This is a genomic window from Microvirga tunisiensis, assembly GCF_009296175.1.
Classification (GTDB): Bacteria; Pseudomonadota; Alphaproteobacteria; order Rhizobiales; family Beijerinckiaceae; genus Microvirga; species Microvirga tunisiensis.
Genome location: NZ_VOSK01000103.1, coordinates 1 through 20975 on the forward strand (window position 1 = coordinate 1; position 20975 = coordinate 20975).

Below are 20975 nucleotides of genomic sequence, written 5' to 3' on the forward strand. Positions count from 1 at the left end.
GGCACACCAGTTTGGGGTTTGGCGGTGCCAAACTCGCACGCGTTGACGCGGGGTGGAGCAGCCCGGTAGCTCGTCAGGCTCATAACCTGAAGGTCACAGGTTCAAATCCTGTCCCCGCAACCAACACGACACCAAGCCCTCGTGAGCCCAGCGCTCCGAGGGCTTCGTCGTCTCTGAACCCCGAGCAACACCCGACCCCGCCACACCCCAACCGCAGATCCAGCGCCAGCCCGTGCCCCAGCCCGTGGCAGAGAGTTAGCCGCTCAAACAGAAAAGCCCTCGATGCTGCACGCAAAGAGGGCCGGATCGAGGGATGATGGTGAACGGTTCCGAGAAAGGCGTCTGCCTCGAGCGCGTCAAGCGACCTGACCGATCGGATCCAGATCGGCGTTCAGGGAGAACCGCTCGAGCTGCACGGCATAAGCCGCTTCCAATCCTTTGAGCCGGACTTCGGGTTCGGGAACGATCCGGTCCACAGCCGTGGTGAGGCGGGTGCAGAAGCGATCCGAGGCGGAGAGCAGGAGGCGAAGCGATCTTGCATTGGGAGGCGTGCCGGATGAAGCATCCTGCACGAGGGACGCGGCCGATGCATAAAGATCGTCCACCGCAGCCTCGATGCCCGGGTCGCGCTTGAGCAGACTCATGGTGTTGATCAGAAGGACCCGCAGATCATGCAGGTCGTCTTCCCTGCCCGCCTGAGCGATCAGATTCACGACCTTCTTTACGGCTTCGATTCTCTCATTGATCGTTTGCGTAATGGTGCTGTCGGCCATGAGCCTTCCCCTGTCAGGCATGCGTGAAATCCCCAGGGACTCACAGGATCGACAATGCACTTTCATGGTTAACCAATTGTTACACGCCTGTCGAAAAGATTGCTGGAAGCCTTGTTCCACAAGGCTCTCCGGCTTTGCGAGGAAACTTTCCGTTACGGACGTCTCAAGCATTGAGATTTGATCGGAAGCCGACTACATCTCGCAGTGCATCGTGCGGAAAGGTCGATCCGGTTTTCCCGCCCGAACGATGCGCCAGTTAAGGGATTGAGCATCGGATCGATCCCGAAGGTGGTGTCCACTTTCGGGTCCGGTGCTCTAGCATTCTTGATTTGAAATCTTCGTCATGCACCTGCAGCTCGATCTCAAGCGACCGCAATGGTCCTCGTCACGAAGCATACGCTTCGTGAGAGGCTGCTGCATCATGCGCGATCATGAGCTGCGACCCGATCCGGGGACCGCCTTGCGGTCCCCGACGGCGAGTTCCGCCAGAACCGGCACCGCCGATCAGGTGCCTTTCCACTGCATGTCGGTCTAACGGTTATCCGTCGCCGGCACGATCCGGCGAATTTACTTTCCTCAGCATCCGCCCTTCTTCTCGCGATGCAGGTTCGCCGGATCCCAGCCTTGCTGAGAAAAGGAGAAGCCCTGCAATGAACAGGGTCTGGACCGAAGAAGAACTTGAAATTCTGCGCCGCGACAGGGAAGCCAAGATCCCGGTTCCCGTCACCGCTGCGAAACTGGGAAGGCCTGTGCCGGCAACCTATGCCAGAGCGCGGCTGATCGGGACCCTTGTTCAACCCCATCAATCCTGGGATGAGGCCACCGTCGCGCGCCTGCGCGAACTCGTCTCGGCCGACCCGCCGATGACGGACAAGCGCATTGCCGCCGAGCTTGGAAGAACCGTGACCCAGATCCGATGGAAGATGCAGGATCTTGGCCTGATCGGCGTGCGCGATCTCTCCAAACTGGCGAAGATCACCGCCGCAGGAACGGCTCGCCCGAAAGTGGTGCAGGCGCAATCGGCAAAGCCCGCGGCGGCAAAGCCCGCAACTCAAAACCCACCTCCGCAATCTCCTCTGGAGCGCAGCGCATCTGTGGGCCGAGCCGAGATTTCTGCGCGATCTGCTGTGCCGGTACAGCGGATCGCGCTGCCGACCATCGACATCGAGGCGGCGCTCGCTCAAGCACTCAAGGCCCTCGAAACGGCCATGGCGGAGCAGCTGAAGACTTTCGTCGCGGGCACGGAAGCGGGGATGATCCGAGCCGCCAGGGCGGCCATCGCCGAGAAGGCGCGCATCGACCAACGCCTTCTGGTTCGTGTCAAGCGCTCGGCCGAGGCCGCTGCCCGTCGCGAAGAGGAGGCATGGAAAGCCGAGGAGGAAGCAAAGCGTCAGGCTATGGAGGCGAGGAAAGTCAACGCTGAGGCCGAGCGGAAGGCGACAGATGCGGCACGCCAAGCGCAAGAGGAGAAGGCGCTTCAGGAGAAGGTTCGGCTTACAGCTCCGAAGCCTGCGGCGAAACCCAAGGCGGACGTGAAAAAAGCTGTCCTTCCAGCAGTGCGGGGCGTCTCCCAGGTTGCGGCTCCCCGCCCTGCCCCGCAGGCCGTTGCTCCTTCCGTACCGAGGATCGTCGTCAGCGAGGCTCCCGCCGCCACTCGGGCGACAGAGCCGGACACCGCCAACGCCCAGACATCTGGGCGCGGCGGCTGGAAATCCGTTCGCCGGGATCCTGCGCGCGTTCTGGCTCAGGCCAAGGCAAAGGCCAAGCCGGCAAACCGTGCTGATGCGATCGATCTCGCTCAGGCCGCGCAGGCCGCCATCGAGTGCTTCATTGCAGAGCGTGGCGTCACGAAAAACGAGTCGAGCGGCATTCAGGCGGTGGTCTCCCGGCTTCAGGCACGGGGCTACATCGTGGTGCGCGACGAGAGCGGCTGGACCATCGACCAGCGTCATCGCGTCGGCAGCGAATCTGAGCTTTTTGCATTTGCGGAAGCACGCGGCATTACATTGAGCGCAGCCGCCTGATCGGCAGCGGAAACGGCGTCCGATGACACGGGATCGGACGCCGCATCCTGAGCACTGGATCCAAAAGTGGATTTGCACTCTTGGGGTTCATCCGATGGTCCTTCTCGGATGATAGCATTGTCGGGTGCGAACCTCTGATTCCGCACGATGCGCTTGACCCGCCATCTTGCCAGTGCCCTTATCCGCCCCAAATCGGCAGCGGATCATGGAGATGAAGATGGAAAAGCGTCGGCTCGGCCGCTCGGACTTGATGGTTTCTCCCCTGTGCCTCGGCGGAAATGTCTTCGGCTGGACGGCTGACGAGGCAACGTCGTTCAAGGTGCTCGACGCCTACGCAGATGCCGGCCTCAACTTCATCGACACAGCGGACGTATATTCCACCTGGGTGCCTGGCCACAAAGGCGGCGAGTCGGAAGTCATCATCGGCAAGTGGATGAAGGCACGCGGCAACCGCGACAAGCTCGTGATCGCCACCAAGGTCGGCTCGGAGATGGGCCCAAACCAGAAGGGATTGTCGAAGAGCTATATCGGCTCTGCCGTGGAGGCCTCTCTCCAACGTCTCCAGACTGACTACATCGATCTCTATCAATCCCATCGGGACGATCTCGATACCCCACAGCAGGAGACGCTCGGCGCTTATGAAGAGCTGATCCGGGATGGAAAGGTGCGGGCCATCGGCGCGTCCAACTTCACCGCGGCACGGCTGAAGGAAGCATTGGATATCAGCGCCGAACTCGGCCTGCCGCGCTACGAAAGCCTGCAGCCCAAATACAATCTTTCCGACCGTGCGGAATACGAGGCCGAACTCGAGCCGCTCTGCCGTCGGGAAGAGATCGGCGTCATTCCCTATTACGGTCTCGCCAGCGGGTTCCTGACGGGCAAGTACCGGTCGGACGCGGATTTCGGCAAAAGCGTGCGCGGCGGGCGCATGGCCGCTTATCTCGATGATCGCGGCCGGCGCATTCTGGCGGCGCTGGACGCGGTGGCTGCTCGGAAGAATGCGACGCCGGCCCAGATCGCGCTGGCGTGGCTCATGGCGCGTCCGGGGATCACGGCGCCGATCGCCAGCGCCACGAGCGTGGAGCAGATCCGCGATCTCGTGCAGGCGACGAAGGTGCTCCTCGACAATGATGACATCGCGCAACTCGATCGAGCCAGCAATCCGGCCTGAACCGGCCGTTTCCACCTGAGACATCGAATTTTTGCATGGCAGCCCTCCGTTGCATCGAACGGAGGGTCCATTATCTCGTATCGACCTGTGCTTCCAATAATTCCACAGGGCAAAACGAGGTTTTACGATGAGCGTTGATGCCAATGCGTTGTTCCAGCCCTTCAAACTGGGTGACCTGACCCTGCCCAACCGCTTGGTCATGGCTCCCCTCACCCGGAATCGGGCGGCAGAAGGAGATGTGGCCCGTGACATCACGGCGACCTATTACGCCCAGCGCGCCAGCGCCGGCCTCCTGATCTCGGAAGGTTCGCAGATCTCGCATCAGGGCCAGGGCTATCTGCGGACCCCTGGCATCTATTCGCCCGCCCAGGTCGCGCATTGGCGCAAGGTGACCGATGCGGTCCACAAGGCCGGCGGGCGGATCTTCATCCAGCTCTGGCACGTGGGCCGTGTGTCCCACACCTCGCTTCAGCCGGGTGGCGGCGCGCCCGTTGGCCCCTCGGCTCTTCGCGCTCAAACGAAGACGTTCCTTGAGGAGGGCTTTGCCGACGTGTCCGAACCTCGTGCGCTCGACCTCTCGGAGATACCGGGCATTCTGCGGGACTACGAGAATGCCGCCCGCAATGCCAAGGAGGCCGGTTTCGACGGCGTCGAGATCCATGCGGCCAACGGCTATCTGCTCGACCAGTTCATGAAGGACGGCTCCAACCACCGCGCGGACGCGTATGGCGGCTCCATCGAGAACCGGGCCCGCCTGACCATCGAAGCGACCGAGGCCGTGCTCAAGATCTGGGACAAGGGACGGGTCGGCATCCGTCTGTCGCCGGCCAAGGTCAACGACACCGCCGATTCCAACCCGCAGGCTTTGTTCAGCCACGTGGTGGAAAAGCTCGAGGGACTGGGGCTCGGCTACATCCACATGATCGAAGGCGCCACCCAGGGCGATCGGAACGCCGTCGACGTGGATTACGAGGGCCTGCGTCGCTCCTTCCGCGGAGCCTACATCGCCAACAACGGCTATAGCCGCGACATGGCCGCCCAGGCGGTGTCCAGCGGACGTGCGGATCTCGTCGCGTTCGGCCGCCTCTTCATCGCCAATCCCGACCTCGTCGAGCGCTTCCGTCTCAATGCGCCTCTCAACGAGCCCGACCGCGCCACCTTCTATGGCGGCGACACCAAGGGCTACACGGACTATCCGGGTCTCGACGAGGCGGCCTAGCCCTCAGCAACCCTGGCAAATCCCTCGCCTGGCCTTCTGCTCCACCTGCTCACCCTCGCGGAGCAGTTCCTCCTCGCGAGAGCTCGGGCCGACAGCAGAGCGCTCACCCGGCCGCAGACGGTTGTTGCCGGATATGGTTCCTGTCGTCGCAGGCCCTGTAGAGGAGCTGTTTGAACTCGCGTTCGCCCCTCCGGTGCTGCCTTCAGTGCCGGGAGGGGGAATGGGCCCGGTGTTGGCTGTGTTTCCCGTAGTCCCACCAATCCCACTCGCCCTGTTTCCAGTCGCTGTGTTGTCCGATGGATTGGTGCTTTCCTGAGCGCCTTGAGCGGGTGGACGAATGGTCGATCCGCCGGACTGGACACCGCCACTTGGAGACGCTGAGGACCCGGTGGACGGTGACGCCGACGAACCGCCGCTGGCACCGCCTGAGCTCCCTCCGCTGGAGCCGCCGGAGGATCCCTGCGCCCATGCCGCGCCGGCTATCAGACAGCCTGCGAGCAGTGCGGTCGAAACTGTGAGATGACGCATCGGCTCCTCCCTTTGGATCGCTGTTGCACGTCAACTCCAAGCAAACTCACGAGTCTTGGCTCGCGTTCCGCCAAATTGTCAGGCTCACCGGCCCAACCGGGTCGAGGACCTGACGGAGGTCCGGGTTCAACCCATGCGCCGACAGGATCGTTTCAGCCCTCGTATTGTCGTCACAGCTTGAGAACACGGGCACGCCGTGCGGGATGTACGTTCCTTCCGCCCGCGTCAGGTGGAAGGCGTCGTATCCGATCCCGAGAAAGAGGTCGAACACCTGACGCCCTCCGGGCACGGCCACACGTCCTCCGTCCGGCAACACGGTCCGGATCGACTCGGTCCAGGGCTGTCTTTCCGGGTTCCACCACCAGCCATCCGCGCGCCGTTCCAGCCCGGTCGAAGACGAGGACAGGATCATTCGCAGGCGGCCTTTTGGATTCGGATTGGCCTCGTGCCCCAAGCGGCCGAGCACCGTCACGGCCGACTTGTTGAGTTCGGCCTGGAAATAAGCCCAGTCGGAATCGTTGCGGAGCACATCGGGCGTCTGCCCGGAGGCATCGGCAATGCAGTCGTTGTCGGAGACGATGGCGTAACCGTGGATTTCAACCTTGGACATGAGTCGGGCTTTTCCGAGAGGAGTGAACGATGGCGGCCTTCAAGAGAAGGCCGAGCATCAGCGCGTTGAGCACATGCCACAGAAAATGGGTGCCTGCAGGCATTCTCGTGCAGACCGTGTCGTCGATTGAGCGGAAAAGCAGGGATAAGGCAAACACGCATGCCGCCGTCAGAAGCGCCCTGCCCGCCTCCCTCGCATCTGAAACCCGACAGACGATCCCGACCGCAAACAGCGCCAAGGCCGCCGGGACATACCCGACCGATCCGTTCAGAGTCAGGCCCGGGAGAATGCCGAGCCAGAGACGGCCGAACGACATGTTGAAGGCGGCAAACAGCACCATCACGGCAATGGCGGCGACCAGCCCAAGGCTGAGATAGCGGCGCATGGCGAGCAGAAAATAGCTGTAGATGAAGACGGCGATGGGCAGCACATCCGCCAGAAGCGACCATCGGTTGGCGAAGGTGTGAAACAGGAAGCTGCCCGTTCCGACCACGAAGGTGACGGCAATCAACCACAGAGCCGGCCAGTCCCTGGCTCCCGCCCGCCGCCAGAGCACCAGGGCATAGAGGGCGGCCGCGATGAAGGCGGCGTTGGTCACGGCATTCAGCGGCTCGGCCCAGAACCCGGGTCCCAGGCGTTCGCAATAGCTGTCGATGGGTGTGAGCCAGGATTCGGGCATGGGGCGCTACCGTGGGGATGGTGACGAGTTCCAGCTTGCCAGCCGAGGACGAACATCCGATGAAGCTTAGAGGACGGAAAAGCGAGAGTGCCGGGATGCGAATTGCGACATGGAATGTGAACTCCATCAAGCAGAGGCTGGACCACCTCGCCACATTCGTGAAGAGCGCTGATCCGGACGCGGTCTGCCTTCAGGAATTGAAATGTGTGGACGAGGCCTTTCCTCGCGCGGAGGTCGAGGCGCTCGGCTACAACGTCGTCACCCATGGCCAGAAGGCCTATAACGGCGTCGCCATCCTGTCCAAGCGCCCGCTTGAGGATGTGCGCCGCGGGCTGCCAGGGGACGAGAGCGACGAGCAGGCGCGGTATCTGGAAGGAGTGATCTCAACCTCTACCGGCGCCGTGCGGGTGGCCTCCATCTATCTGCCGAACGGCAATCCCATCGGCACCCCGAAATTCGACTACAAGCTCGCCTGGATGGAACGCCTCCGCAACCATGCAAAGAGCCTTCTCGTGCTCGAGGAGCCTCTGGTCCTGTGCGGCGACTACAATGTCATCCCTGAGCCCGAGGATGCCTTCGACCCGGCCGCCTGGACCAGTGACGCCCTGTTTCAGCCGGAGAGCCGGGCCAAGTTCCGGGAACTTCTCAATCTCGGCCTCCTGGACGCGGTGCGCGCCTGCAATGACCAGCCGGGACTCTACTCGTTCTGGGATTATCAGGCCGGCGCCTTCCAGCGGAACAACGGCATCCGCATCGACCACCTGCTGCTCTCGGCTCAAGCCCAGGACAAGCTCAGGACGACCTCGATCCGGAAGGAAGTGCGCGGCTGGGACAAGCCGTCCGATCATGTGCCGGTGATTGTCGATCTCGACATCGATTAGCTGGTGACCGGCGGTGCTGGATCGCCGGTCACTTATCGGCGCGACTGGATGTACTGCTCCAAGAGAGCAAGCGCGAGCTTGCGATCGCTTTCGTCGGCCGCTGCGAAGGCCTGATCATAGAGCGATACGATCCATTGATCTTTTGGTCCATCGGTCGAAGCTTCGCGCGCGAGGGTCAGCCACATAAGCCCCTTGGACCGCTGCCGCGGAACGCCCTGCCCCGTCATCAAGAGATGCCCCAGGAGCGCCTGCGAGGCGGTGTGCCCCTTCTCGGCGGCCAGGTTGAACCAGCGTGCCGCGTGACGGGCGTCCTTCTGGACTCCGGTTCCCTCGAGATAGAGGCGGGCGAGATTGTACTGCGCGTTGGAGTCGCTGAAATAGGACGCCGCATAGCTGAACATCTCGACGGCGCGCTCCGGATTGGCGCCGACATAGGTGTCCTTGATGCCATCCAGAAAATAGCCCCCGAGCGCCACGAAGGCGCTGGAGACGACCGCCGCGTTCGGAGAATCGGGGCTTTCGTCCGCATGCTGGTCGGCGAGCCGGGAGAAATACTCGAAGGCCTTCAGGTCGTCGTGCTGGACGCCGTCGCCATCGGCATACATGCGGCCGAGCTTCCAGAGGGCAAGCGAATGCCCCTGGCCTGCCGCATATTCGAGCGCATGCACGGCCCCGATCTTGTCGCCGGCATTGTAGTCGCGCATGCCGCTGCGCAGGGCATCGCGCACCGAGCCGTACTTGGTAGCAGGAGCCAGGACGGGAGCAAGGGCAGGCGTGAGCGGTTGCGGACGCGGCGCAGCATCGAGTGCAAAGGCTGCACCGGCGCCGAAAGTGGCCACCCACAACGTGGCTGCAACGAGTTTAAACGTCCGCATAGGTTTCTTTTTCTGCGGCTCCGCCCGGATGGGTGATAGCCCCATCCCGCGCAGGACCCACGGTTTGTGCGTATTTCCAGAGATAACCCGAGGTGGCGCTCGTCTCGCGCGGCTTCCACTCGGCGCGGCGCTTGGCCAGTTCCTCGCCTGAGAGCTCCACGTCGATGATCCCCTTGACGGCATCGATCGCGATGATGTCGCCGTCCTCGATCAGGCCGATGGGGCCGCCCACCGCCGCTTCCGGCCCCACATGGCCGATGCAGAAGCCGCGGGTCGCGCCCGAGAAGCGACCATCGGTGATGAGAGCGACCTTGTCGCCCATGCCCTGGCCGTAGAGCGCCGCCGTCGTGGAGAGCATCTCGCGCATACCCGGACCGCCGCGCGGCCCCTCATAGCGGATCACCAGGACCTCGCCTTCCTTGTACTGGCGCGTGGAGACAGCCTCGAAGCAGGCCTCCTCGCCGTCGAAGCAGCGGGCCGGACCCCGGAACACCTGCTTGTCGCTCGCCATGCCGGCCACCTTCACGATGGCGCCTTCGGGAGCGAGATTGCCCTTCAGCCCGACGACGCCGCCGGTGGGCGTGATCGGCTTGTTCGCCGGATAGACCACATCCTGATCATCGTTCCACTTCACGGAAGCGAGGTTCTCAGCCATGGTGCGGCCGGTCACGGTCATGCAGTCGCCGTGCATGTAGCCGTGATCGAGAAGCGTCTTCATGAGCAGCGGGATGCCGCCGACCTCGAACAGGTCCTTGGCGACATAGCGCCCGCCGGGCTTCAGATCCGCGATGTAGGGCGTACGCTTGAAGATCTCGGCGACATCGAACAGGTCGAACTTGATTCCTGCCTCGTGCGCGATGGCCGGAAGGTGCAAAGCCGCATTGGTCGAGCCGCCTGAGGCCGCGACCACGGTTGCGGCGTTCTCCAAGGATCTGCGGGTCACGATATCGCGCGGACGGATGTTTTTGGCGATCAGATCCATGATCTGCTCACCGGCCGCGGCGCAGAACCGGTCGCGGATCTCGTAAGGCGCCGGAGCGCCCGCCGAATACGGTAAGGCGAGACCCATGGCCTCGGAGACAGTCGCCATGGTGTTGGCGGTGAACTGTGCGCCGCAGGCACCGGCCGAGGGACAGGCGACCTGTTCGAGTTCGGTCAAATCCTCGTCCGACATTTCGCCGACAGAGTACTTGCCGACCGCCTCGAAGAGGTCCTGCACCGTCACCTGGCGACCGCGGAAGGAGCCTGGGAGAATCGAACCGCCATAGATGAAGATCGACGGCACGTTGAGGCGCACCATCGCCATCATCATGCCCGGAAGAGACTTGTCGCAGCCGGCCATGCCGACGAGCGCGTCGTAGGAATGGCCGCGCATGGTCAGCTCGACCGAATCCGCGATCACCTCACGGGATGGGAGCGATGCTTTCATGCCTTGGTGGCCCATGGCGATGCCGTCCGTCACCGTGATGGTGCAGAACTCGCGCGGGGTCCCGCTGGCGGCGGCCACGCCCTTCTTCACGGCCTGGGCTTGGCGCATGAGGGAGATGTTGCAGGGAGCGGCCTCGTTCCAGCAGGTGGCGACACCGACGAGTGGCTGGGCGATCTGCTCCTTGGTCAGTCCCATGGCATAGAGATAGGAGCGATGCGGCGCGCGAGCGGGCCCCTCCGTCACGTGACGGCTCGGCAGCTTCGACTTGTCGATGAACCGCGCATCCATGGTCTACACTCTTTCCCACCCGGCCCTCACAAGGAGATCCAAGCCCTTTGGAACTCCCGTGATCTGCCATGTGCTACGCCACCGATGCAACGATCCTTACGAAGGATCACCCAACAGCCTTAATCCAGGTTTTGCCCCGGGTTTTGTGCCGTAAAGCTTTGGTTTTGAAGCACTTTAACCTACCTCAGGAGTAGCGCTTCGTTTATGGCGGCATCGCGGCGGAGCTTGGGCCAAGAGGGGCAAGATGTTGAAGGTTTGAGGGTATTGCTTCACCGCAACATTTTTGGGACATGATTCCGCTCACTCGAGAACCGTCTGACCCTATCGATGGAATTTCCCGCGTCCGATCACGCTATTTCAGTCGCCAATTTCTTCGGACGAGAACCAGACGTCGTCGTAGACCGCGACCGCCCTGGAATCGGGAGACCGGTCGCTCCTGATCCAGATCGAACGAACCGCAGCAAGATCGGCTTCAGTCGGTAGGCGAGCCACCGAGATTCGCTCCGTTGTGCCGCTGCAGGAGATGAACCCGACGGTCATTAGCGATTGCGTGCTGAGTCCTCCTGCCCGCCGCGTTACCAGAAGTGCCGGTCCCCATCCCTTGTGCGGCTGCCATGGGAAGATCAGACGCCCTTTCGGATTGAGAGCCCGCAGCCATTGCACATCCGGAGCAATGACGCCCGCATTGACGTAAACAATGTCGGCGTTCGGCAGGACCCGGCCGAAAGCGGAGACGGCATGAACGGTCACATTGGGACAGGCGGTCAGGTTCCCCGCCGCCTGCGCGGCCAGATCCGCCTCGTACTCGAAGGCCTCGACCCGCCCGTTCGGCTGAACGAGCAGCGCCAGAATGGCCGTGTAGTAGCCCGTGCCCGCTCCCACGTGGATCACCGTCTCGCCCGGCTGCGGGCCGACCTCATCGATCCAGGCGGCATGGAGCGCGGGCTCGCCATTGTTGATGCCACGCTCGGGATCGATGGCGACGAGGACGTTGTCGTAGATGTCGGCGAGTTCACGCGTCACCAGGGCCGTCCCCATGCTGATGGCGGTCCAGGGCGGCGGCGGTAGAAAAGCTTCCCGCGGGACGGTCGCGAAGGCTCGCTCGATGCGTTCATCGCGAACATTCGCCAACCGGGCAATCTGCCCAGCATAGGCGCGACGATAGCTGTCAGACCCTTCCTGGGACATGCCTTGAAAGCGCCTTCAAGCCACTCTGGTTCCACAGCACGAGGAGCTGGTCTTACTACATCCTGAACACACCGAACTTCGTCTGCGGAACAGGCGCGTTCAGGGCCGCCGAGAAGGCCAAAGCCAGCACGCGGCGCGTCTCCGAGGGCAGGATGATGCCGTCGTCCCAGAGGCGTGCGGTGGCGTAATAGGGCGAGCCCTCCTGCTCGTACCTGTCGCGGATCGGCGCCTTGAAGGTCTCTTCCTCTTCCGCACTCCAGGCCTTGCCGTCGGCTTCGATATTGTCGCGCCGCACGGTGGCGAGCACGCTCGCCGCCTGCTCGCCGCCCATCACCGAAATACGCGAGTTCGGCCAGGTGAAGAGGAACCGCGGAGAATAGGCGCGGCCGCACATGCCGTAATTGCCGGCGCCGAACGAGCCGCCGACGAGAAGCGTGACCTTCGGCACCTGGGCGCAGGCGACCGCCGTCACGAGCTTCGCGCCATCCTTGGCGATGCCGCCAGCCTCGTACTGACGCCCGACCATGAAGCCGGAGATGTTCTGAAGGAAGAGGAGCGGAATGCGCCGCTGACAGCACAGTTCGATGAAATGCGCGCCCTTCTGCGCGCTCTCCGAGAACAGGATGCCGTTGTTGGCGATGATGCCGACCGGCATGCCCCAGATCCGGGCAAAGCCCGTGACCAGCGTCGTGCCATAAAGGCGCTTGAACTCGTCGAACTCGGACCCGTCGACCAGGCGCGCGATCACCTCGCGGATGTCGTACTGCTTCTTGAGGTCTGTGGGCACGATCGCGTCGAGATCCTCGATCGCATATTTCGGCTCCACCGGCTCGGCGATGTCGATCTCGATGCTCTTACGCGTGTTCAGAGTGCCGACGATACGGCGCGCGATAGCAAGCGCATGCACGTCGTCCGTGGCGTAATGATCCGCCACGCCGGATTGACGCGCATGGACATCCGCGCCGCCGAGATCCTCGGCCGAAACCACTTCGCCGGTCGCCGCCTTCACCAGGGGCGGTCCGCCGAGGAAGATTGTGCCCTGACGGCGTACGATGATCGTCTCGTCCGACATGGCCGGCACATAGGCGCCGCCGGCCGTGCACGAGCCCATGACGCAGGCGATCTGTGGAATCCCCAACGAGGACAGGGTGGCCTGATTGTAGAAGATGCGTCCGAAATGCTCGCGGTCCGGGAACACCTCCGTCTGATGCGGCAGGTTCGCGCCTCCGGAATCGACGAGATAGATGCAGGGCAGACGGTTCTCGCGCGCCACTTCCTGGGCGCGCAGATGCTTCTTCACCGTCATCGGGTAGTAAGTGCCGCCTTTGATCGTCGAGTCGTTGCAGACGATCATGATCTCACGGCCTTCGGCGCGTCCGATGCCGGTGATGATGCCAGCGCCGTGGATCGCGTCCTCATACATGCCGTGAGCGGCGAGCGAGCCGAGTTCCAGAAACGGGGCGCCCGGATCGAGGAGCCGCATCACCCGTTCGCGTGGCAGGAGCTTGCCGCGGGCAAGATGCCGTTCACGCGCCTTGGCGGGGCCACCCTCTGCCACGGCCTGCCGCTTGGCCTGGAGATCCTGGGCGAGTTCGTCCCAGGCGGCACGGTTCGCCCGCGCGGTGTCCGAGGTCAGATCGGCAGAGGTGGCGATGACGGGCACGGCGCATGACTCCCTGTATTTTTGGTTTTGGCCCCTGCGGCGGCGGTAAGCCGTGGGCCCAAACGTCAGTACTAGCGCATCGTGCGGAAAAGTGGGTCCGGTTTTCCGCTTTCTACGATGCGCCGATCAAGAAAAGGAGCATCGGATTGATCCCAAAAGTGCCGTCCACTTTTGGGGCCGATGCTCTGGAACCGGGGAGTCCGCGCAACTGGCTTCATCACGCCGTCACGTCAGCCTTTCGCACGAATGACGGTTTCCTGGCGCACGACACCCGGTCCGCAGCGATAGGCGATGCCGCGCACGAGCGACCAGTCTTGGGAGACCTGCTGCAGGTAGAGATGCGTGCCGCCGAGCGCGACGGTTGCCTGGAGCATCTCCTCGGTGGCGTAGCCGAAGGTGGAACGGCCGAGGGTCACGCCGAAGCCCACATTGACGGGCGTGTGGGTTCCAGGCGTCGTCGGTGTCACGGGGCTCACCTCGCCGAGGCGCGTGCAGACCCGCACATCCGCCGGCGAATCGACGATCTTGACGAGCTCCGTCGGCTCGGGCCGGTAGGCACAGGCCGAGGCGGCCAGGGCGACGAGGGAAGCTAAGAGGACACGTTGCATGGAAGTTCCGCCAATGATCAGCCGTTTGCTCCAGCTTAGAGCATGAAGCGGCCTTGGGGAGAAGCCTTGCCGTATCCTGCGTGAAAATCCTAGACGCCGTGGCTCAAGAGCAACGGTATCTCCACCCGCACGGTCGGCCCGAAAATCTCCTCGAAGGCCTTCCGCATCGCTCCATCGACCTCTGGCATGGTGACGGGAATGCCGAGATCGACCAGACTCGTGACCCCGTGCTGGGTAACGCCGCACGGTACGATGCCGGAGAAGTGCGAAAGATCCGGCTCCACGTTGAGGCTGATGCCGTGGAAGGTGGCCCAACGGCGGACGCGAATGCCGATGGCTGCGATCTTGTCCTCGACGGTCTCGCCCTTGTCCGGTCGCCGCACCCACACGCCGACCCGGTCCTCCCGCCGCTCGCCACGGATATTGAAAGCATCCAGCGTCGCGATGAGCCAGGCCTCCAGGGCCGTCACGTAGCGGCGCAGATCGGGAGCGCGGCACTTGAGGTCGAGCATCACGTAGGCCACCCGCTGGCCGGGACCGTGATAGGTGTACTGCCCTCCCCGTCCCGTCTGGTGAACCGGAAAACGGTCCGGCTCCACGAGGTCCGCCGCCTTGGCCGAGGTCCCCGCCGTATAGAGTGGCGGATGCTCCACCAGCCACACCAGCTCCCGCGCCTCACCCGTTGCGATCGCCTCGGCCCGCGCCTCCATGAAGGCAACGGCCTCCTCATAGCCGACAAGACCCTCCGTGATGCTCCACTCCACCGGAGCGGAGCCACTCTCAGGCTGGAACTGAACGGTCAAGCTGTCTCGCAGGTTCGACACCGATTCACCTTAAGTGTAGCGGGAAGCAGAGCGGGAACGCTCCGGCCCCTTGAAGGAGTGCGGGTCAACCTCGCACTCTTCGAAAACTTCCGCTTATATAGTCGTTACAGGCGCTTATCGCCTATACCGTCTTCGGCAGGCGAGGCATTCGCTCCGTTCAATCGCCGCAAGCTCCACGGAGGGGGTTGCGGCGGCCCAATCGATCTGCTAGAGCGGCGACCTCTTCAGGAAAACCAGTCCTGAAACCGAGTTCGCGGTCATGGCGGAATTGGTAGACGCACTACCTTGAGGTGGTAGCGGGGAGACCCGTGGAGGTTCGAGTCCTCTTGACCGCACCAACTTTCGGCACTCTCGTGCCGAAGACGAAAAAGGCCCCTTTCCGGGGCCTTTTTTGTTGGCCATATCTGCCGGGGCAGGCGACTTGAGTCGCTCTCTCACGCTTTTGCATCGATGTGGCAGAAACAGCCACCAACCGATTCTCCCAGAAAGTCTTTTGGGCGCATTGCGTGAGCCGGCGCACGCACCTAAAAGGCGGGCAACCCACCTTCAGAGGACGGCTGATGCTGGAAGTCGAAGACAAGACGCCGCTTCCGAAGCCCGATGGGCCTGAAACCGAATCCCTGGCCTTCAGGGATGAGGAGGGCGAGCTCAATCCGGAATTCCTGGCTGCCGCCGCCGATGCCATCGAGGCCTCGGAAGTCGAGCGCCTGCAGAGACTCGTCGAAGACTTCCACGAATCCGAACTCGGCGATCTCCTCGAAGCCCTCGAGCCGGATCAGCGCCCTCGCCTCATCGAACTTCTCGGGGCATCCTTCGACTTTGCCGCGCTGACCGAGGTGGACGAAGCGGTCCGCGAGGAGATCCTCGAGGAGCTCGAGACCGCGACCGTCGCCGAAGGCGTGCGCGAGCTCGATTCCGACGACGCCGTCACCATCCTCGAGAGCATGCGCGAGGAAGAGCAGGCGGAGGTTCTCGACCAGCTTCCGGCCATCGAGCGCGTGGCGCTTCAGCGCTCCCTCGACTATCCCGAGGACAGCGCCGGACGGCGCATGCAGACCGAGTTCATTGCTGTGCCGCCGTTCTGGACGGTGGGGCAGACCATCGACTTCATGCGCGAGACGGATGATCTGCCGGAGACATTCTACGAGATCTTCGTCATCGATCCGGCGGCTCACCTGCTCGGATCGGTTCCTCTGGACAGGCTCCTGCGCTCCAAGCGCCCGGTCACGATCCAGGACGTCATGAACGCCGAGCCCGACCGGGTGGAGGCGACCGAGCATCAGGAGGAGGTGGCGCGCCTGTTCGAGCGCTACAACCTCGTTTCCTCCGCCGTGGTGGACGACGCGGGACGCCTCGTGGGCGTGATCCTCGTCGACGATATCGTGGACGTGCTCGAGGAAGAGGCCGACGCGGACATCAAGCAGCTCGGCGGCGTGAAATCGGACGAAGAGCTCTCGGATACGATCCTCTACATCCAGAGAAGCCGTTTCCCGTGGCTCTTCGCCAACATGTGCACCGCCTTCCTGGCCGCGGGTGTGATCCGGCTTTTCTCGGATTCCCTGGAACGGATGGTGGCGCTCGCCATCCTGATGCCCATCGTCGCCTCCATGGGCGGCAATGCCGGCACCCAGACCATGACGGTAGCCGTCCGTGCCCTCGCCACCCGCGAACTCGGCCGCGCCAACGCCTGGCGCATCATTCGCCGCGAGGCGGCGGTCGGACTGCTCAACGGGCTGGTCTTCGCGATCATCCTGGGCACCCTGGCGGGTCTGTGGTTCCAGTCTCCCCAGCTCGGCTTCGTGATCGGCCTTGCGCTCGTCACGGTGCTGGTCTTCGCGGCGCTCGGGGGAATTTTCGTACCCCTGACGCTCAATCGGTTCGGCGTCGACCCTGCCGTATCGTCAGGCCCCTTCGTCACCAGCATCACGGATATCGTCGGCTTCTTCGCCTTTTTAGGTATCGCAACCGCCTGGTTTCATCTGTAAGCTTGTTTCGCGCCGCGCTCGTAAGAGCCTGTTAACGCTCTTCGGGCATCACTGGTGCGATCCCGTCCTGCGTACAATACAGTTGAACCGATGAAGACTCGCCGCCGCTCCTCCAGCCGCTCCAAGAGTTCCGGCCTGACGACGTTCGTTCGGGCTCTCCGGTTCAGCGCGCTCGCTGCAATCGCCCTTGGGCTCGCCTCCTGCGCCATTGCCCCTTCGAGCCGCTATCCGGCCAAGGGCGATGCCCGGCCGCACGAGGGCGTCGCGACAGCTCACCGGCTGCCGATCCATGGGGTCGACATCTCCAAGTGGCAGGGCGACGTCGACTGGGCGTCGCTGCGCCAAGCCGGCACCAAGTTCGCCTTCATCAAGGCGACCGAGGGCGGCGACCATATCGACAGCAAGTTTCATGAGAATTGGTGGGAAGCCAAGAAGGCGGGCGTGCCGCGCGGCGCCTACCACTTCGTGTACTGGTGCCGTCCGGCCCACGAGCAGGCGGCCTGGTTCAAGCGGAACGTGCCGCAGGATCCGGATGCGCTCCCCCCGGTTCTCGACGTGGAGTGGAACGGGCAATCGGTGAACTGCCCGAAAAAGGTTCCGCGCGAGCAGGCTCTCGCCATGATCGACGTGATGCTGCGCGAGATGGAAGCCCATACGGGCAAGCGGCCGATCATCTATACCGACATCACCTTCCATAAGGAAATCCTGGAAGGCGAGTACAACGATTACCCCTACTGGATCCGCAGCACGGCTGCCGAGCCTCACGTGCGCTACAACGACCGCCGCTGGACCTTCTGGCAGTTCACGACCACGGGCCGCGTGCCCGGCGTGAAGGGCGACGTGGACCGCAACACGTTCTACGGTACGGAAAATCAGTGGCGCATGTTCGTCCAGAGCGCCTGCGACCCCCGTGACCACGGCCGCCTCAGCCAGCAAGGCGTCTGCCGTGACATGGATGCCGTCCAGACGGCGAGCATTGTGGAATAACGTACCGACAGGACAACGAATCCGGGCTCCCTCACTCCCTGTGAGGGAGCCATTTCATTTTCCCGCCTATGACCAATTGCCGGTCGCAGAGACAGCCCCAACTCTCCTTTTCCAAGCGATCGAACCTTGATAAGGGCAGAAATGCTGACCAAAATGTTCGATCAGAAAAGCGATCCATCGCGTACTCTTTCGGGTCGATGAATGGAATTGGGAGGACACCATGCTGCCGAACGCCGCCAAGGGCTTCAATTTCGATCTCGGCGAGACTGCCGATGCCATCCGCGAAACCGTGCGCGATTTCTCACAGGAGAAGATCGCCCCTCGGGCGGAGGAGATCGACCGCACCAACCAGTTCCCGCGCGATCTCTGGCCCCAGATGGGCGATCTCGGCCTGCATGGCATCACCGTCGAGGAGGAGTATGGCGGCGCGGGGCTCGGCTATCTCGAGCATGTCATCGCCATGGAGGAGATCTCCCGCGCCTCCGCGTCGGTCGGACTGTCCTACGGGGCCCATTCGAACCTCTGCGTCAACCAGATCCGCCGCAACGGCAATGAGGAGCAGAAGCGCCGCTACCTGCCGAAGCTGATTTCGGGCGAGCATCTCGGCGCGCTTGCCATGTCGGAGCCGGGCTCCGGCTCCGACGTGGTCTCCATGCGCACCCGGGCCGAGAAGCGCGGCGACCGCTACGTGCTCAACGGCAACAAGATGTGGATCACCAACGGTCCCACCGCCGACACCCTGGTCGTCTATGCCAAGACCGACCCGGAGGCAGGACCGCGCGGCATGACCGCCTTCCTGATCGAGAAGGATTTCGAGGGCTTCTCCACCCACCAGAAACTCGACAAGCTCGGCATGCGCGGCTCCGACACCTGCGAACTCCTGTTCGAGGATTGCGAGGTGCGGGAGGAGAACGTGCTCGGCCAGGTGGGCCGGGGGGTGAACGTGCTCATGTCCGGCCTCGACTACGAGCGCGCCGTGCTGGCTGCGGGCTCCACGGGCATCATGCAGGCCTGCATGGACGTGGTGCTGCCTTACATCCACGAGCGCAAGCAGTTCGGGCAGGCCATCGGCGAGTTCCAGCTCGTGCAGGGCAAGGTCGCCGACATGTACGTGACCATGAATGCCGCGAAGGCCTATGTCTACGCGGTCGCCAAGGCCTGCGACCGGGGCGAGACGACCCGCGAGGACGCCGCCGGCGCCATCCTCTATGCCGCCGAGAACGCCACCAGGATGGCCCTCGACGCGATCCAGCTGCTCGGCGGCAACGGCTACATCAACGATTACCCGACCGGCCGCCTGCTGCGCGATGCGAAGCTCTACGAGATCGGCGCGGGCACCAGCGAGATCCGCCGCATGCTGATCGGGCGCGAGCTGTTCGCCAAGTCGGCGTGAAAACGCTCCGGCGGGAAGTGGTCGGGGATTGCCCCCGACCGCCTCGCCATGCCCCTACGGTGGTGATTTTCATTCCGGCAGAAGCGGTTACAGTGAGGAACTCATTGACAGCCGCGAGACCCGAATGACCCTAACGCTGTATGCCCATCCGTTCTCCTCGTACTGCCAGAAGGTTCTGATCGCGCTCTACGAGAACGGCACGCCATTCGCGTATCGTGTGCTTGGCGATGAGCAAAGCGGCGCTGAATTGGAGGCGCTCTGGCCCATCAAGCGCTTCCCCGTGCTCGTGGACGATGGCCGCACCACCATGGAGGCGACGATCATCATCGAGCATCTCGGCCTCCATCACCCCGGACCCGTGCGGCTGATCCCGGAAGACCCGCGGGAGGCGCTCGACGTGCGGCTGATGGATCGCTTCTTCGACAACTACGTTATGACGCCGATGCAGAAGATCGTGTTCGACAGCATCCGCCCGGAAACAGATCGTGACCCCTACGGCGTCGCCGAGGCGAGGACCATGCTCGACAGAGCCTATGGCTGGCTCGACAAGACACTCGCCGGGCGCGAATGGGCCGCCGGCACCACGTTCAGCCTCGCCGATTGTGCGGCGGCGCCATCGCTGTTCTATGCGGATTGGGCCCATCCCATCGCCGGGGTGTTCGCGCGCGTCCGGGATTATCGGCGGAGGCTGCTCGCCCGTCCGTCCTTCGCGCAAGCGGTCGACGAGGCCCGGCCCTATCGCCAGTTCTTCCCACTCGGTGCGCCCGATCGAGACTGATGGCCGGTAAGGACTGCGTCGGAAGGCTCTCGTTGCGGTAGCGCTGTCAGACGAGGGCCGCTATGAAAGCCAATCGCACCATCAGGAAACAGCCATGACCCTCGACAAGACCATCGCCGATGCCCTGCGCGCCGCCTCCACGGCCACGATCACCACCGTGCTGCTGAAGAAGGGCGTCCGCCGCTGCTGGATGAAGGGGCCGATGCCAGCCTTCAATGCCACGGAAAAGATGGTCGGGCGCGCGTTCACCCTGCGCTTCGTGCCCGCTCGCGAGGATCTGGCGACGCCGGAATCCTGGGCCTCCCCCACGTCCACCCGGGCGGCCATCGAGGACATGCCGGAAGGCTGCATCGCGGTGGTTGATTCCATGGGCGTCGTCGATGCCGGCATCTTCGGCGACATCCTCACGGCTCGCATGAAGAAGCGTGGCGTGGCTGCGCTGATCACAGATGGCGTGGTGCGCGATGCGGTCGGCGTCGAGGGCACGAATCTGCCGGTCTGGTGCGCGGGTGTCGCCGCTCCGCCCTCGGTGGCGGGCCTCACCTTCGTCGGCTGGCAGGAGCCCATCGGCTGCGGCGGCGTCGCCATCTTCCCGGATGACGTGATCGTCGCCGATCGCGACGGCGTCGTGGTGATCCCCGCCGCCATGGTGGAAGAGGTTGCCAAAGCCGCAGTGGCGCAGGAGCATTATGAGCTCTGGGTCATGCGCGAGGTCGAGAAGGGTGTCCCCCTCCCCGGTCTGTATCCGCCCAACGCCGAGACCAAGGCCCGCTACGAGGCCGAGTTGAACAAGTCTTGAACTAACACCGCTTGTTGATTGCCCTCATCCTGAGGGCCGCCGAAGGCGGTGTCTCGAAGGATCAGGGTGCCTCCAGCGCACACCGGATCCTCCTTCGAGACGCCTGCTGCGCAGGCTCCTCAGGATGAGGGTGATGGGTTGTAATACAAATCTCACTGATCAGCATTGGTGAGCCCAGTCGCGCAGGCCAATGGACATGATGAGCCAAGGCCGATCGGTAAGCTTGTTCCAAGCCTCGCAGCAGTGATCGAGAATGTCCTTGTAGGATGTGAA

At 63.4% G+C, this 20975-nt stretch carries 18 protein-coding genes, 2 tRNA genes and 1 pseudogene; 11 read left to right on the forward strand and 10 right to left on the reverse strand.

Features of this window, described 5'->3' with window-relative positions:
- Positions 1–46 precede the first annotated feature (46 nt).
- Positions 47–123, forward strand: a tRNA-Met gene (locus FS320_RS21630).
- 233 nt (positions 124–356) lie between these two features.
- Here the strand turns inward: FS320_RS21630 and FS320_RS21635 are convergent.
- Positions 357–773: a hypothetical protein gene (locus tag FS320_RS21635; RefSeq protein WP_152714018.1), complete on the reverse strand. Its 417-nt coding sequence runs from the start codon at positions 771–773 to the stop codon at positions 357–359.
- 650 nt (positions 774–1423) lie between these two features.
- On the opposite strand from FS320_RS21635, the gene FS320_RS21640 reads away from it, so the two are divergent.
- From FS320_RS21640 to FS320_RS21650, 3 genes are all read left to right on the forward strand, one after another.
- Complete coding sequence (locus tag FS320_RS21640; RefSeq protein WP_152714019.1) at positions 1424–2797, forward strand: hypothetical protein; 1374 nt, start codon at positions 1424–1426, stop codon at positions 2795–2797.
- 217 nt (positions 2798–3014) lie between these two features.
- The gene (locus FS320_RS21645; protein WP_152714020.1) at positions 3015–3968 is read left to right on the forward strand and encodes an aldo/keto reductase; all 954 of its coding nucleotides are present in this window, start codon (positions 3015–3017) and stop codon (positions 3966–3968) included.
- A 127-nt stretch (positions 3969–4095) separates the two neighbouring features.
- Positions 4096–5187: an alkene reductase gene (locus tag FS320_RS21650; RefSeq protein WP_152714021.1), complete on the forward strand. Its 1092-nt coding sequence runs from the start codon at positions 4096–4098 to the stop codon at positions 5185–5187.
- Positions 5188–5761: 574 nt separating this feature from the next.
- On the opposite strand, the gene FS320_RS21655 is transcribed toward FS320_RS21650, so the two are convergent.
- Positions 5762–6325, reverse strand: coding sequence for a dihydrofolate reductase family protein (locus tag FS320_RS21655; protein ID WP_152714022.1), 564 nt, complete (start codon positions 6323–6325; stop codon positions 5762–5764).
- Positions 6312–7004 carry a ceramidase domain-containing protein gene (locus FS320_RS21660; protein WP_152714023.1) on the reverse strand — a complete coding sequence of 231 codons (693 nt, stop codon included), beginning with the start codon at positions 7002–7004 and terminating at the stop codon, positions 6312–6314. The genes FS320_RS21655 and FS320_RS21660 overlap by 14 nt, the downstream gene beginning before the upstream one ends.
- 95 nt (positions 7005–7099) lie before the next feature.
- Here FS320_RS21660 and xth point away from each other — a divergent pair, with 95 nt between their 5' ends.
- A complete protein-coding gene (gene xth / locus FS320_RS21665; protein ID WP_152714024.1) occupies positions 7100–7885 on the forward strand; it encodes an exodeoxyribonuclease III in 786 nt (261 codons plus the stop codon).
- A 32-nt stretch (positions 7886–7917) separates the two neighbouring features.
- On the opposite strand, the gene FS320_RS21670 is transcribed toward xth, so the two are convergent.
- The 6 genes from FS320_RS21670 to lipB all read right to left on the reverse strand — a co-directional run bounded on the left by FS320_RS21670 (position 7918) and on the right by lipB (position 14739).
- Complete coding sequence (locus FS320_RS21670) at positions 7918–8760, reverse strand: tetratricopeptide repeat protein (RefSeq protein WP_152714025.1); 843 nt, start codon at positions 8758–8760, stop codon at positions 7918–7920.
- A complete protein-coding gene (ilvD, locus tag FS320_RS21675) occupies positions 8747–10477 on the reverse strand; it encodes a dihydroxy-acid dehydratase (protein WP_152714026.1) in 1731 nt (576 codons plus the stop codon). The genes FS320_RS21670 and ilvD overlap by 14 nt, the downstream gene beginning before the upstream one ends.
- A gap of 357 nt (positions 10478–10834) precedes the next feature.
- Positions 10835–11665: a protein-L-isoaspartate O-methyltransferase family protein gene (locus FS320_RS21680; RefSeq protein WP_152714027.1), complete on the reverse strand. Its 831-nt coding sequence runs from the start codon at positions 11663–11665 to the stop codon at positions 10835–10837.
- A gap of 55 nt (positions 11666–11720) precedes the next feature.
- Positions 11721–13328 carry a carboxyl transferase domain-containing protein gene (locus FS320_RS21685; protein WP_162003141.1) on the reverse strand — a complete coding sequence of 536 codons (1608 nt, stop codon included), beginning with the start codon at positions 13326–13328 and terminating at the stop codon, positions 11721–11723.
- Between the two features lie 230 nt (positions 13329–13558).
- Positions 13559–13936: a hypothetical protein gene (locus FS320_RS21690; RefSeq protein ID WP_152714028.1), complete on the reverse strand. Its 378-nt coding sequence runs from the start codon at positions 13934–13936 to the stop codon at positions 13559–13561.
- 89 nt (positions 13937–14025) lie between these two features.
- Entirely contained in the window at positions 14026–14739 is a 714-nt protein-coding gene (gene lipB, locus FS320_RS21695; protein WP_244627288.1) for a lipoyl(octanoyl) transferase LipB, read from the reverse strand.
- A 274-nt stretch (positions 14740–15013) separates the two neighbouring features.
- Between lipB and FS320_RS21700 the strand changes: the two genes are divergently transcribed.
- From FS320_RS21700 to FS320_RS21725, 6 genes are all read left to right on the forward strand, one after another.
- Positions 15014–15098, forward strand: a tRNA-Leu gene (locus FS320_RS21700).
- 222 nt (positions 15099–15320) lie between these two features.
- Positions 15321–16745, forward strand: coding sequence for a magnesium transporter (mgtE, locus tag FS320_RS21705; RefSeq protein WP_152714029.1), 1425 nt, complete (start codon positions 15321–15323; stop codon positions 16743–16745).
- Between the two features lie 90 nt (positions 16746–16835).
- Positions 16836–17732 (forward strand): glycoside hydrolase family 25 protein, encoded by an 897-nt coding sequence (locus FS320_RS21710; RefSeq protein ID WP_152714030.1) that lies wholly within the window; start codon positions 16836–16838, stop codon positions 17730–17732.
- A gap of 220 nt (positions 17733–17952) precedes the next feature.
- Positions 17953–19125 carry an isovaleryl-CoA dehydrogenase gene (locus FS320_RS21715; RefSeq protein ID WP_152714031.1) on the forward strand — a complete coding sequence of 391 codons (1173 nt, stop codon included), beginning with the start codon at positions 17953–17955 and terminating at the stop codon, positions 19123–19125.
- Between the two features lie 124 nt (positions 19126–19249).
- Positions 19250–19903: a glutathione S-transferase family protein gene (locus tag FS320_RS21720; protein WP_152714032.1), complete on the forward strand. Its 654-nt coding sequence runs from the start codon at positions 19250–19252 to the stop codon at positions 19901–19903.
- A 94-nt stretch (positions 19904–19997) separates the two neighbouring features.
- A complete protein-coding gene (locus tag FS320_RS21725; protein ID WP_152714033.1) occupies positions 19998–20702 on the forward strand; it encodes a ribonuclease activity regulator RraA in 705 nt (234 codons plus the stop codon).
- Positions 20703–20861: 159 nt separating this feature from the next.
- Here the strand turns inward: FS320_RS21725 and FS320_RS21730 are convergent.
- A pseudogene (locus tag FS320_RS21730) lies at positions 20862–20975 on the reverse strand (IS630 family transposase); the annotation flags it as partial.